Annotated in this window: 18 protein-coding genes; all 18 read left to right on the forward strand. The window is 67.9% G+C overall.

The genetic code is table 11. The annotated features are described in order from the left end of the window. Nucleotides 1-39: 39 nt before the first annotated feature. A complete protein-coding gene (locus P2T65_RS16850; RefSeq protein ID WP_276200269.1) occupies nt 40-498 on the forward strand; it encodes a hypothetical protein in 459 nt (152 codons plus the stop codon). 80 nt (nt 499-578) lie between these two features. Beyond that, complete coding sequence (locus P2T65_RS16855; protein WP_276200270.1) at nt 579-1,145, forward strand: hypothetical protein; 567 nt, start codon at nt 579-581, stop codon at nt 1,143-1,145. Between the two features lie 21 nt (nt 1,146-1,166). Next, a complete protein-coding gene (locus tag P2T65_RS16860; RefSeq protein WP_276200271.1) occupies nt 1,167-1,871 on the forward strand; it encodes a DUF6682 family protein in 705 nt (234 codons plus the stop codon). A 12-nt stretch (nt 1,872-1,883) separates the two neighbouring features. Continuing rightward, entirely contained in the window at nt 1,884-2,507 is a 624-nt protein-coding gene (locus P2T65_RS16865; protein ID WP_276200272.1) for a hypothetical protein, read from the forward strand. A gap of 100 nt (nt 2,508-2,607) precedes the next feature. Beyond that, nucleotides 2,608-2,904, forward strand: coding sequence for a hypothetical protein (locus tag P2T65_RS16870; RefSeq protein WP_276200273.1), 297 nt, complete (start codon nt 2,608-2,610; stop codon nt 2,902-2,904). Between the two features lie 156 nt (nt 2,905-3,060). Further along, nucleotides 3,061-3,480, forward strand: a complete 420-nt coding sequence (locus P2T65_RS16875) for a hypothetical protein (RefSeq protein ID WP_276200274.1) — start codon at nt 3,061-3,063, stop codon at nt 3,478-3,480. A gap of 3 nt (nt 3,481-3,483) precedes the next feature. Further along, nucleotides 3,484-4,008: a hypothetical protein gene (locus P2T65_RS16880; protein WP_276200275.1), complete on the forward strand. Its 525-nt coding sequence runs from the start codon at nt 3,484-3,486 to the stop codon at nt 4,006-4,008. Beyond that, on the forward strand, nt 4,005-4,292 hold the full coding sequence (locus P2T65_RS16885) for a hypothetical protein (protein ID WP_276200276.1): 288 nt from the start codon (nt 4,005-4,007) through the stop codon (nt 4,290-4,292). Before P2T65_RS16880 ends, P2T65_RS16885 begins: the two co-directional genes overlap by 4 nt. Next, nucleotides 4,289-5,290: a hypothetical protein gene (locus tag P2T65_RS16890; protein WP_276200277.1), complete on the forward strand. Its 1,002-nt coding sequence runs from the start codon at nt 4,289-4,291 to the stop codon at nt 5,288-5,290. Before P2T65_RS16885 ends, P2T65_RS16890 begins: the two co-directional genes overlap by 4 nt. Before the next feature lie 38 nt (nt 5,291-5,328). Continuing rightward, on the forward strand, nt 5,329-5,928 hold the full coding sequence (locus tag P2T65_RS16895; RefSeq protein WP_276200278.1) for a hypothetical protein: 600 nt from the start codon (nt 5,329-5,331) through the stop codon (nt 5,926-5,928). Nucleotides 5,929-5,932: 4 nt separating this feature from the next. Then, nucleotides 5,933-6,520, forward strand: a complete 588-nt coding sequence (locus P2T65_RS16900) for a DUF4376 domain-containing protein (RefSeq protein WP_276200279.1) — start codon at nt 5,933-5,935, stop codon at nt 6,518-6,520. A 3-nt stretch (nt 6,521-6,523) separates the two neighbouring features. After that, nucleotides 6,524-7,798, forward strand: coding sequence for a hypothetical protein (locus tag P2T65_RS16905; protein WP_276200280.1), 1,275 nt, complete (start codon nt 6,524-6,526; stop codon nt 7,796-7,798). An 11-nt stretch (nt 7,799-7,809) separates the two neighbouring features. Next, nucleotides 7,810-8,430: a hypothetical protein gene (locus P2T65_RS16910; RefSeq protein ID WP_276200281.1), complete on the forward strand. Its 621-nt coding sequence runs from the start codon at nt 7,810-7,812 to the stop codon at nt 8,428-8,430. Nucleotides 8,431-8,455: 25 nt separating this feature from the next. Beyond that, nucleotides 8,456-10,207, forward strand: coding sequence for a hypothetical protein (locus P2T65_RS16915; RefSeq protein ID WP_276200282.1), 1,752 nt, complete (start codon nt 8,456-8,458; stop codon nt 10,205-10,207). A gap of 37 nt (nt 10,208-10,244) precedes the next feature. After that, nucleotides 10,245-10,484: a hypothetical protein gene (locus P2T65_RS16920; RefSeq protein ID WP_276200283.1), complete on the forward strand. Its 240-nt coding sequence runs from the start codon at nt 10,245-10,247 to the stop codon at nt 10,482-10,484. Beyond that, on the forward strand, nt 10,481-10,993 hold the full coding sequence (locus tag P2T65_RS16925; protein ID WP_276200284.1) for a GNAT family protein: 513 nt from the start codon (nt 10,481-10,483) through the stop codon (nt 10,991-10,993). The genes P2T65_RS16920 and P2T65_RS16925 overlap by 4 nt, the downstream gene beginning before the upstream one ends. 53 nt (nt 10,994-11,046) lie before the next feature. Next, the gene (locus P2T65_RS16930) at nt 11,047-12,252 is read left to right on the forward strand and encodes a tail fiber domain-containing protein (RefSeq protein WP_276200285.1); all 1,206 of its coding nucleotides are present in this window, start codon (nt 11,047-11,049) and stop codon (nt 12,250-12,252) included. Next, nucleotides 12,253-13,308 (forward strand): hypothetical protein, encoded by a 1,056-nt coding sequence (locus tag P2T65_RS16935; protein WP_276200286.1) that lies wholly within the window; start codon nt 12,253-12,255, stop codon nt 13,306-13,308. The last annotated feature ends 1 nt before the right edge of the window (nt 13,309 follow it).

Genomic DNA, 13,309 nt, shown 5'->3' on the forward strand with positions numbered 1-13,309 from the left:
GCCCTCCCACCAGGCAGCACAGTCATCACGGAGGCCACCGTGGCCCTAATCCAGTCCGACTACGCCAAGGGCATCCTCAACTCGCCGATGCAGCACACCGGCGGCGTCGCGATCGTCCATCGCTTTGCCGTCCGGGTACCCGCGACCGTGCAGGCCGGCGACATCATCGAGGCAGCCGTCATCCCGCCGGACGCCCGGGCGGTCGACATGGTCGTTGATGCCGACCAGCTCGACACCGACGGCACTCCCACCCTCGCCATCGATATCGGGCTCATGTCCGGCCAATGGCAGGAGCAGGACGATACGCGGACCTGTGGCAACGAGTTCTTCGCCGCATCCGCCATCGCCGGCACGGGAGGTGTCGCCAGACCCACGAGCGCGACGGCGTATCGCACGGGCTTCGCCCCGACGGCGCGCTCAATCGGCATCAAGATCGTGAATCCGCCCGCCACGCCGGGTGAGGGGGTGATCGGAATCACGCTCACCGTGGTCGGCTGAGCCGGTCGCCCCGGCCACGGTGCGCGCCCGCGATCGGCGTTCCCCCGATCGCGGGCGCAGCTTTATGACAGGAGCTCTCCATGCCGCTGATCGAATGCACCGCCGGCTATGCCGAAACGACCATCGCCGGGCACATGTACATCTTCTCCCGGGATGACGAGGGCCGCTACGTGGCGCTCGTCGAGAACCCGGCGCATCTGCACTGCCTGCTGTCGGTCGTCCACTACCGAATTGCCCCGCCGCGCGGGGCGAAGTCGGAGCCCGCGCCCAGCTCCCCAAAACCGGCGGCCCCAGCGACACACCAGACCGGCGCACCCCAGCCGCCCGCTGGTGAAGCAATGGCGGGCAGAGGCGGTGGCGGCAGCGGCGATAATGTCTCCGTCGTCACAGTGACCATCGGCGGGTCGGAACCGAATGCTCGTGATGCCCCAGGCGCCGAGGCGCAGACCGGCATACCAGATGGACCGGCTGCCACGGGGACGGCAAGCCAGACCGATACGCCCAAGCCCGTGTCGCGTCGCGGGCGGAAGCCCAAGGCTGCGGCGAGCGGGGCCGATGGAGCTGCTCCGGGCGGCGGCGCCGATGCTGCCGGGCCGACACCGCAGCCGACGGGCGCGGCCACGGGCGACGCAGGCGAACTCAAGTAAAGCCGGCGGCGGGAGCGCGGAATGGCGATCATCGGCTCCGACATCATGCGGCGCGCCGGCATCCTCCTGCTGGACGAGGACCACGTGCGCTGGACGCTCCTCGAGCTGGCCGAGTGGATCAACGACGCCGTGCGGGCCATTGTGATCGCCAAGCCGTCGGCCTCGACGAGGGACATCGTCATCCACCTTCAGGCTGGAACCCTGCAGAACGTGCCAACGGACGGCACGCCGGCCCCGCAGCAGCTCATATCGATCACGCGCAACTTGCGCTCCGCGGAATCTCCCCGGCTCGCCGGCCGCGCGATCGGCCCAACCAGTCGGGCGGCCCTCGATGCACGCGAGCCGAACTGGCACGACGAGCGTGTCGTCCAGCGGCGGCGCGAGGTGAAGCAGTTCTTCGTGGACGTCGAGGATCCGCTGCGCTTCTGGGTCTACCCCGGCAATGACGGGGGCGGCCTCGTTGAGGCGATCGTGTCAGTGCTGCCGGCACCACTCATGGCGGCGGGCGACACCAACCTGCTCTCATCGTGGAACGCAGCGGTCGGCCTCAAGGACGTCTACGCCACGCCGATCCTCGACTATGTGCTGTATCGGGCCCAGAGCAAGGACGACACCGGCGCCAATCCCGGCCGAGCGGCCACCCATTTCCAGGCGTTTTCGACCGCCCTTGGGATCGGCGCGGACGCCGAAGGCCGCGCATCACCGAGCACCAGGCGGAACGGGTAAGCCATGACAAACATGGTCGACATCGAGGAGTTGCTTCCCGAGGTGCTCACGCGGGCGCCGTCGGCTCCCCACCTCGAGGCGCTGGCGAAAATCCGTGAAGCGGCCAAGACGTTGTGCCGGCGGGCGAAGCTGTGGCGGGAGGAGGACGAGCTCGTCGTTGTGTCACCCGAGTGCGAAGCCCTCTACGCCTCGCAGAACGCCCGTATCCACCGCATCGAGTGGGCCGAAATGCTCGGCTACCCGCTCACGTTCCGCGACGTCGGCTGGCTCGACATGAACGATCCCCGCTGGCGCGACTATACCGCCGATTCGGAGCGGCCCAGGTTCATCACGCAGCTTCAGCCCAACGTGATCACTGTGGTGCCGAAGGCGACGGGCGCTCTCAAGCTGCGCACGGTCCTCGTTCCGTCGCGGAACGCGCTCATGCTCCCGGACTTCCTCGTCGAGGACTATGGCGAGGTAATCGGCACTGGCGCCGCCGGATTGGTCCTCTCGGTCCCGAACCCGGAGGTCTACAACCCCGATCTCGCGGGCGCGCTTCTCACGCAATTCGACGCTGAAGTGTCGCGCATCGCGGCGAGCGCCGCCCGACCGCAGATGAACGCACCTCGGCGGACCCGCGCCCGTTTCTTCTAACGGCGAGCGGTAGTGTCTGACGCTGCGCGTCGACGTGCAACGCTATCGCCTGCCAGCTCGCACTCCCATATGCTGACCGGAACACACGGGAGGCGACAGTGTGAAAAGGGCGAGCGCCGAGCTGGAAAAGTACGTTGACGAGTCAGTCAGGCGCTCGCGTGAGCGCGGCTACAATCCGACCGCCTTCATTGCGATGCGGGAGCGCTACGGAACCATAGAGGCGGCGGCTCGTCTCGTGCAAAGCGGCACCATTCAGAGCGGCTTTCAGCGACTCTGCGACCTTGGGCTGGTCGACTACACCATGGAAGCGACGATCGCGCGGAAGTTTCCCGCCGAGTTCTCTTCGAAGGTTCGAGAGGCGGCGGAATGGCGACTGGCGCAGGCCCAGCCGACGTGATGGGTACTGCGATCCGCACACGGGTCGCAAGGCACGCCGCCGCAAATTGAGCTGGGACACTACAGGCCAGCGCTGACGTTGCGGGGCACCGGAGCGTGCGGTACATTCCGAGCAGCCCGAAGCGCATGACGTGCTCGATCCTCAGAGCGATCCGTCATGCCCGCGACAACCTCCACCGGCAACGCCATCCTCAACTGCTACCTGCGCGGCGTCGCGATCACGCCGCCGTCGCGCGTCTATGTCTCGCTCCACACCGGCAATCCCGGCGCCAACGGCACCGCCAACGAGGTGCAGACGACGGTTTGGCCGGCCTATGCGCGGCAGGATCCGGCAGGCGGCGGCGCCGTGGGCAGCGGCTTCACCGCCGCGGCGAACAAGGCCACCGAAAACAGCCAACTGATCCTGTTTCCGGCCAACAACGGCGCGAACCCCGTCACCGTCACGCATTTCGGGATCTGGACTGCCGCCACGGGCGGGACGTGCCTGCTGACCGGTGCCCTCAGCGAGTCCAAGACGATCAATCCGAGCGATGAGGTCGTGATCCGCGCGACCGAACTCGACGTGTCGGTGGACTGATCGATGCTGGAGAGCCGTGGCTCGATCGCCGGCAGCACCATGGGCACCGGACCGGAACTTGCCGGCGGGAGCTTCATCATCGGCGCCTCGGCCAGCGGCGGGATGGTGCTCGCGCCGTCGGCAAGGCTGTCGACCATTGTGTCGCTCGCTGCCGCAGCCGTCGCCGCCTCCTTCTCGGCCACAGCCTCCGCCGTTCGCCGGACCGCGGTTGGTGGCGCGAGCGCGATGGCGCTGACCGCGGCCGCCATCGGTCGACGCCGCTCGCCAACATCAGGCGCGGCGATCGTGGGTGTGACACCGCAGGCCGTGGCGACGAGGCGCGCGGTCGCATCCGGCACTGGGCGCACTGCCCTGTTGGCCTCAGCGGCGCTGTGGTGGCGCGAGCGTATCCTCCTGCCGGCCGTCCGTCGCTGCGCGGTTCCGATCGAGCCGCGGCAGGTCCGCGTGGAGCCGACGAAGCGGGCGATGGTCGTGCCGCCTGACCCCGCCATGCCAGTGCTCGGGGACGCCAGGGAGGTCGCGCCATGATGCCGATCGCGACCTTCTTCAAGGATCCCGACGATGTGCTCGACTACGACGTCGATCTGGCGCGCTGGCTGCCCGAGGGCGACGTGATCGTCAGCGCCGTGTCGCTAATCTCGGACGGATCCGCGTTCATCACGGCGACGGAGCCCACCGACACGACTGTTCGGGTGTGGGTGAGCGGGGGGACCAGCGGGACGGATCAGATCGTGACCGTTCGCGCCACGACCGAGCAGGGCCGCGTCAAGGACGTCTCGTTTCGCCTGCGGATCAGGAGCACGGCGCCGTGACCGTCCTGTTCGCGAATTTCGCCACCACGACACTGCAGTCGGCCATCACCGCCGCGGCGACGAGCATCACCGTCGCCTCGGCGGATGCGAGCCGCTTCCCCGCTCCCGGCGCGAACCAGTGGTTCCCGCTGGCCCTCGTTGACGCCGCCGGGAATGTCGAACTGGTACGAGCCACGGCGCGCAGCGGAGCGGTGATCACGGTTACGCGCGGACAGGAAGGCACGACCGCCCGTGCGTTCCCTGCGGGCGCGCGGGTCGACCTGCGGGTTACCGCGGCCATGCTGCTGGCGCTGCTGCAGACTGCGGGCGGGAACGTCGACGGGAACCTGCGCGTCACCAACAACTTCACGGTCAATGGCTATCTGTTGGGCGGCTCGTCCTTCTACGCCACCGCCTCTGCCGCTGGGAACGCTCATTTCTGGCTGCGAGACGATCAGGATGTCCCCCAGGGCCTGCTCTTCTGGAACCGTGCAACGGACACGGTTCACTTGCGGCGATACGCCGAGAACGGCGTCGGCGTTGAGGGGGAGCTGGTCATCACCGCGGGGAGCGGGCTGACGTTCAACGGCTTCACGGTCTGGAACCTCAACCACAAGGCGACGGCCGAGCAATACCGCGGGAACGTTCAGAATCGCCTTCTGACAGCTGACAACGTCTGGGCGGCGGCGGGCTATGCCGGCTTGTCCGGCGATGCCGGCTCGACCCTGGCCGCTGGCACCTATGCGCCGGACTTCGCCGCGGGGATCAACTTCTATAACTTCCTCGGCGGCAACATCACACTCGCCAATCCGGTCAATGCCAAGCCCGGACAGTCCGGCGTCATTGTGCTGCGGCAGGACGCCACCGGCGGCCGCACGGTTGCCTTCGGCGCGGACTGGAAGTTCGCCAACAACACGGTGCCGCCGATGAGCACGGTGGCCAGCCGGAGCAACGTCATCGCTTACGCAGTGCTGGCACAGGGCTACGTGATGGCGTCCGTCCTCGCGGGGCTGCCATGATCGTCGGCAACGTCAACGCGCTATTCGGCGGCGGTGGCGTGACGCCCGGGTCCGCCGCCTTCAACTCGCCGGGCTCCTACTCCTTCACGGTGCCGGCGTACAACACGCTGCGCCGCCGCGTCTGGGGTGCTGGCGGCTCGGGCAGTGCCACATGGGCGGGCACGAGCTATGACGGCGCCAACGGCGGGCCCTCCTCGTGCGGGACTGTCTCCGCCGGCGGGGGACAAGGCGGACGTCGCTATGCGGGCGGTTTCGGCGCCGGTGGGGCCGGCGGGGCGGGCACCACGGCCAATGGCGGCGCCGGCGGCAGCGGCTCGGCCTACACGGGTGGTCCAGGCGGGAGCTCACCCCAAGGCGGCGCCGGTTCCCCGGGCACATCGGGCCAGGGGGCATGGTCAGCCAACGGCGGTTTCCCCGGCGGCGGATCCGGCGGCGTCGTCGGCTATGGCGCCGCGGCCGGTGGAGGCGGCGGCGCCGGAGGTTACTCCGATGTGTCGATCGCCGCGGGAGCAGCCGGTGCTCCCGCTCCGGGCACGACCTTGACGGTCGTCGTCGGGACCGGCGGTGCGCCGGTGTCAGACGGCTGGGAGCAGTCCGGCTGGGGCGGACATGGCCGCGTGCTGATCGACTGGAGTTGATCCGATGGCCCTTGCACTTCTGAAGAACGGCGTCTGGAAGCGATGGGACGGCTGGCTCGACCAGGTCCAGCACAACATCATGGCCGTGGAGCACTGCTGGTCCTCCGCCGAGTTGGCGGATGCGGGGCTGGCGGTCATCCAGCCGGCGATCATCCCGCCAGGCAAAGTGGCAGTCGGCGAGCCGTCCCTCGTGGACGACGACGGCATACCGCGCGAGAGCTTTGAGCTCGAGGACGCGCCGCAACCGGAGCCGCCGACGCTCGCCGAGTATGCCGCCAGGCGCCGGTGGCAGGTCGAAATCGGCGGCACGACCTGGTCTGGCTGGCCGATTCACACGGACCGCGGCAGCCAGAGCAAGATCACGTCGGAGGCTTTTGCCGCGCTCGCCGGACTGCGGGAGGAGCCAGCCCCGTGGAAATTCGCGGACGGGCAGTTTCGTCCGCTGTCGAACGCCGACGTGATCGACATGGCGCAGGCGGCCCGAAACCACGTCGTAGCCTCCTTCGGCATCGAAGCCGAGATCCTCGCCGGCATCGCGGCGGGCACCATCACCACCACCGAGCAGATCGATGCCGCGTTCGCGGGGTTCTGACCGATGACGATCCTCTTCGCCAACAACGCCACCAGCACATTGCAGGCCTCCATCACGCCGTCGTCGACACAGATCACGGTGGCTTCGGGTGATGCCGAACTGTTCCCCGTGCCGGGCGCGGATCAGTGGTTCCCGCTAACCGTCGTCGACGAGGCCGGGAATATGGAAATCATGCGCGCCACGGCGCGCAGCGGCGCCATCATCACGGTCACACGCGCCCAAGAGGGAACCCCGGCACAGTCGTTCGCCCCCGGTGCCAACGTAGATCTCCGGCTGACGAAAGGGGTGATGGACAGCTTCCTGCAGAGCGCCGGCGGCACCCTCGCGGGAATGGTGCACGCCAACCCGCCGACAGGCCGGCAGCTCGCGGCCGGGCAATGGGCGGACGTTTCCGGCGCAGTGGGCGGCATCGCCTACTTCGGCAGCAACGTCTATGTCGACCGTGATTCCGGCCAACTGCGTGTCGCGCAGTCGTCCACATCGGGTTATCGGGCGATCCGCCTCATCGCCTCAGGTGACGCCGGCAAGCAGCTTCAGTACGCCGAGTTCACAGGCCCCGTGACGGCCGGGGCCGTCGTGACGCCGACCTGGAGTGACGTGCTGCACTCGGGCGTGCTCGATCCTGCCAAGGTCGTACAGACTGAGGGCGAATTCACGATGGGCGGCTCGCTCGTCGTCACGGACAAGGGCGGCGTCAAGGCCAAGGACGCGAACGACGATCCCGACCTCTGGCTCTATGACGAAGCCGGCGGCACGCGCGCACGGCTGCGCTGGAGCCGTAGCGACAACACCATCCGTCTGACTCGCTACGCTGCCGACGGGTCCGCGCTGGCCGGCGAATTGGTGCTCGAGGAAACGCTTCTCGGTTACGTGATTGGCACCGAAAAACGAACAGTCATGCACAGCGGCATTCGATCGTCGGTCGCCGACTTCTTCAAGAAGGCCGAGGGTCGATACCTCGGAACCGAGGTGCAGGAGGCCGCCAATGAGGTGGATCTTCCTCAGACCGTGGGCGCCATCACCCTAGACCACAACGCCGGCATCAACTGGGCCGGCACGCTCACCGGCAATGCCACCCTGAACCTGATCGCCAACGCCAAGCAGCGAACAGGGACGATCCGCATCGTCAAAGGCTCGTTCAATTTCGGCTTCCACTCGTCATGGCGCTTCATGAACGGCGTGGTCCCGCCGCTCACCGGAACCTTCATGATCAACTACAAGATCGACCGGGACGGAAACCACTACGCCGTGATCCTCAACAACTGGAGGACGCTGTGATGCTGCCGGGCATGGATGGACTGCTCGGCGGCGTGACGGCGGGCGAGGCCGAATACACCACGCCGGGCACCTATCAGTTTCAGGTTCCGCTCTATAACTCGCTCCGCCGCCGTGTCTGGGGTGCGGGCGGCTCGGGCAGTGCGACCTGGTCCGGCAGCAGCTACCATGGCGCCAATGGAGGCGCATCGTCCTGCGGCAGCGTTTCGGCAGGCGGGGGACAAGGTGGCCGCCGCTATGACAGCGGCTATGGAGCTGGCGGTGCCGGTGGGGTGGGCACCACAGAGAACGGCGGCGCCGGCACGGCCGGTTGGGCATATACGGGGGGGCACGGCGGATACGCCCCCCATGGAGGCGCCGGCACGCCCGGGACCTCCGGACAAGGCGTCTGGTCCCAGCCGGGCGGCTATCCTGGTGGAGGATCGGGCGGCGTCGTCGGTTTCGGCCAAGCGGCGGGTGGAGGCGGCGGAGGCGGGGGCTATTCGGATGTGTCGGTAACGCCGAGCACGCCCGGCGCGCCTGTCCCGGGTGAGATCCTGACCGTGGTCGTTGGCGCCGGTGGCGCGCCGGTAACGGATGGCTGGGAACAGTCCGGCCGCGGCGGCGACGGCCGCGTCCTGATCACCTGGAGCTGACGGGACAAGCCGTAGGAGATCGCGCATGGCCGTCATCGTCATCACGGGCTTCACAGGTGAACAGCCCCGCCTGCTGCCGCGCCTGCTGCCCGCAACCGGTGCGCAGGACGCGATCAATACGAGGCTCGAGGACGGCGGCCTGACGCCCATGCGCGTGGCGCTGGAAGACGGCGAGGTCAGCGATCTCGATCGCGGCACCATCTATCGGCACAAGGGAGCCTGGCTCTCGTGGCCCGGCCGCGTCGACGTAGCACCGGCACCCGTGGCCGAGGACCGCCTCTATTACACGGGCGACGGCGTGCCCAAGATGCGCACGGCGGACGGGACAGCTTATCCGCTTGCCGTGCCGCGTCCGGCGGCCGCGCCCACGGCGACCCTAATCGGGACAGGATCCGGCGACGTGACAAGCCGCGTCTACGTCTACACGTGGGTCACGCAATTCGGCGAGGAGACGGAGCCGACGCCAGCGAGCAATGCCGTGGACTGGCAGCCGGGCAATAACGTCACCCTCTCGGGGATTGAAGCGCCGCCGGCAGGGCGCGGAGTGACACGCCAGCGGTTCTATCGATCCCAGACGGGCAGTTCCGGCACCGGGCTCTATTTCATTGCCGAGCGCGACGCCTCGAGCGCCGATTTCACCGATACAATTGCGCCGACGGCATTTCAGGATCCGATTCCCTCGGTCGACTGGAACGCCCCGCCCGACGATCTCACCGGCATCATTCCGATGCCGAACGGCATGATGGCGGCCTTCGTGGGCAAGCGGGTCTACTTCTGCGAGCCGTATCGCCCGCACGCATGGCCTGAGAAATACGTGCTGACGGTCGATTCCCAGATCGTCGGCCTCGGTGCCCTGGGCTCCACGCTCGTCATCCTCACGGAGGCGCAGCCCTATCTCGCCACGGGCACGCATCCCTCGACGATGCAGATGCTCAAGCTCGAGGCGAACCTGCCGTGCATCAACGCCCGTGCCATCGTCGACATGGGGTTTGCCATCGCCTACCCAAGTCACGAGGGCCTCGTAGCCGTGCGCGGCGACGGGTCGGCCGCGATCGTATCGGGAACGCTGTTCACACGCGAATCGTGGCTGGAGATCGATCCGGAGCACATGGTGGCGGCCCAGCTCGCCGGCCGCTACGTCGCATTCTACCGGTCCACCAGCGCCGATGACGAAGTCATGGCCGGGGCCGTGATGATCGACATCGCCGCCACGCACATGACGCGGTTTGCGACCGTGGCCAGTGCCGCCTTCTTCGACGTGACCACAGGCGGCCTCTATGTGCAGCTCGCCGGCTCGCGGCGCATCATGCGCATTGATCCGCCCGAGGGCTCGCGCGACACGCTCTACTGGCGCTCGAAGCCGTTCATCCTGCCGATGCCACAGAATTTCGGGGCTCTGCTCGTCGAGGCAGACGCGACCGTGAGCGCGGCCGAGGCGGCGCGCCGTCGAGCCCGGCAGGAGGCGGTTCGGGCGAGCAACGCGGCCATCATCGCGAGCCGGCGCGTCCTCGGCGATATGAACGCGGGGCCGCTCAACGGGCGCGCATTGACAGGCGACGCGCTGCAGCACGTGCCGCCGCTGCCATCCGCGACAGCGACCATCATCTATGCCGACGGCAAGCAGGTGGCGAGCACGCCGGTCACCAACACGCCCATGCGGCTGCCGGCCGGCTTTCTCGCCAACACGTGGGAAGTGGCAGTGAGCAGCAATGCGCGCATCGAGAAGATCACGCTGGCAACGACGATCGACGAGCTCAAGGGCGCTCCGCCCGGATGACGAGGTGGCGAGAATGATGGGATACGAGTTCAGCTTGATGAAAGAGCGCATCGACGCGCTGTCAGGCGCCTCGTCCAAGACAGCTGCCGGCCTGCGCGCCGTGCGCATCGAGGACGTGCAGCCGCTCCTTCAGTTCCCCGCCAACCCCAAGTCCGCCAAAGCCGGCGGCGCCAGCCCGACCAAGGCTGAGTTCGACGCGCTCGTGGACGATGTGCACAAGATCTGGACCTTCCTCGCTGCCCAATCGATGGCCTTGCAGGACCGCTCGAAGCCGTGAGCGAGGCGGCGACATGCCCGTCGGCGCGCGCGAGCAAGGACGGGTACCTCTACCCTGCGCCCGATACCACCGAGCACCACGCGCTACTCGATTGGGCCGAAAAGTGCATCGGCATCACCTTCCGCGACGATGCCAAGGTCATTGCACGCGTCGTCGGCGGCGATCTGCGAGCCGTTGTCGTCTTTGACCGGTTCTCCGCGACCGACTGCCTCCTGCATGTGGCAAGCAGCGGCAATGGCCGGTGGTTCAGCCGTGAGCTCGCGATCCGAGCGATGGCCTATCCCTTCCTGCAGTGCGGCCTGCCGCGCATCACCGCCATCATCTCCGAGCACAACGCGGAATCTCTCCGGATCACACGCAAGTTCGGGTTCGTTGAGGAGGGCCGCATGCGCAAGGCCGGCGAGCACGGCGAGGACGAGCTGCTGTTCGGCCTGCTGCGGGAGGAGTGCCGATGGCTCCCCGAGCACGGCCGGCGCCTGTTTCCCGCGGGACGGTCCGATGATAAATAGACACTAGCGCTGCGCATGACGTGCTCGCTTCACCCTCACGGGAGATGCACGTCATGGGCAAGAAGGGGGGCGCCTCCGCTCCGGCGCCTGATCCGAACATCGGAGCCGCAGCGCTCAAGCAGGCCGAGACCGGCCAGCAGTGGCTCGACTTCTCCAAGGAAGCCTTCGCCGTTTCTCAGGAGCGGCAGAAGGAACTCGACGAGATCACCAAGCGCATCGCGGATCAGCAGATCGCGCAGGGCGAGCAGCAATTCGCGTGGGCGAAATCCGACCGCGAGCGCTACGAGCAGGTTTTCAAGCCGCTCGAGGACGAGTTCATCAAGGAGGCGTCGGACTATGCGACGCCCGAGCGCCAGGCGGCCGCTGCCGCCGAGGCCCGTGCCGATGTGCTCTCCGCGGCCGGCGCCGAGCGTGACGCGGCGCGGCGGGAGGCCATGTCGCTCGGCATCAGTCCGACCAGCGGCCGCTACGCCGGGATCGAGCGGGCAGGCGAACTGGGCACGGCGCTAGGCGCAGCGGGAGCAGCCAACGCGGCCCGCACGGCCGTGCGCGACAAAGGCCTGGCCCTTAAGGCCGACGTCGCCAACCTCGGTCGCGGGCTCCCGACGCAATCGGCGCAGGCCGCATCGCTCGGACTGAGCGCGGGGAGCAGCGCCGCCGGCCTCTATGGCAATGCCAACCAGCAGTATCTCGCCTCAACCGGCATCATGGGCCAGGGCTACAAGGGCGCCATGGCCGGTTATGCCGGCATGGGCGACACCCTCAATCGCCAGTACGCCACGCAGGTCGATGCCTGGAAGGCGCAGCAAGCCGCCAACGCGCAGGCGTCGAGCGGCTTGTGGAGCGGCATCGGCTCGCTGGTCGGCGGCGTCGCTGGCATCTTCGCGTCCGACGAGAAGGCCAAGACGAACAAGGAAGAGATCCCAGAGGGAGAAGCGCTCGACGCCGTGCGGGCCTCGCCCGCCGAAGCATGGGACTACAAGCCCGGGGTCGCCGACGAGGGCCGCCACATCGGGCCCTATGCGCAGGACGTCGCGGCGGCGACGGGCAAGGGCGACGGCAAGACCATTGCCGTCCAGGACATGCTCGGACTGCACCACAAGGCGATCGAGGACCTGGACCGCAAGGTCGATCGCATCGCCACCGCCGTCGGCATTCGCTCGAGCAAGAAGCCCCCCGCGGCCAATAAGACCGGTGGCCGGTCTGCCGACGTGATGCCGGGTCTCGCGCGCACCCGCAAGACGAAGGAGGCCGCATAAATGGCGATGGGAACGGGACTTGGTGCCTTCATGGACGGCTTCGGCCGCGGCATCGGGATCGGTCGACAGCTCCGGCAGGCCTGGGACGAGGGCCAGCAGAAGCGAGACATGCAGGCCGCGGCCAAGGAGGCGAAAGACCAATTCGGCGACGTGCTGAACGACGACGCCTACGCCTACATGATGAAACGCCGCGCGGCCCAACTCGCCGAGAGCGGCGACATCGAGGGCGCGCGCAAGTACCTCGAATTCTCCGAAAAGGCGGAAACGAAGCAGGGAGCCAAGCTCTTCGCGAACGCCTTGTCGCAATTCCAGCGTGGCGACGTGGCTGGGGGCTTCGAGACGGCGGGGAAGCTCGCCCAGCTCAAGGGCTATGGCGATCAATTTCAGATCGGATCGGTGTCGCCAATCACGGATCAGCAGGGCAATACGATCGGCACCCGCATCACGGTCAAAGGCCCTGACGGACAGGACATCGCGCAGGACATCCCCCTCGGGCGAGAAGCCGAGGTGCTCGCCCGCATCGCGTCCCCGGAGGCTGTGTACCAGTTCGATCAGGCACGCGCGGCCGAGGAGCGCAAGCAGCAAACCGAGCTCAACACCTACGAGAAGAAGAAGCAGATCGATCAGCGCTACGGCGGCGCTGGGAAAAACCGGGCGAGCGCGATCAAGGCGCTGCGCAAGGGCCGTGAATTCGGGCCGGAAGGCAAGACCTTCGACGAACTCTCCGAAAAGGAGAAGGAAGACGAGATCCAGAAGGAAATGCGTCTGCAAGAGGGGCCTGGCATCGGCACAGGCGGCGCATCCTCCGCGCCAGGTCTCGGCAGGCGCGTGATCGTCGACACGGCCACTGGCGAGCCGGTCCAGTCTCCACCCTCGCGGGCCTCGGCCCCCTCAGCCGGTGCTCCGCCGGCCAGTCGTCCAGAGCCGCCCCGCCGACCGGCCGGCGCGCCGGCGCCAGCGGGCATTACCGGCGCGGCCGCCGTGGGCGCGTGGGGTGTGCCGCGCCGGCAGGATGACGGGAAACCCCGTGGAGCCTGGGGCACCCCGATCCGCTGAC

Origin of the sequence: Chelatococcus sp. XZ-Ab1, from assembly GCF_029309855.1 — a bacterium.
Taxonomy (GTDB): domain Bacteria; phylum Pseudomonadota; class Alphaproteobacteria; order Rhizobiales; family Beijerinckiaceae; genus Chelatococcus_A; species Chelatococcus_A sambhunathii.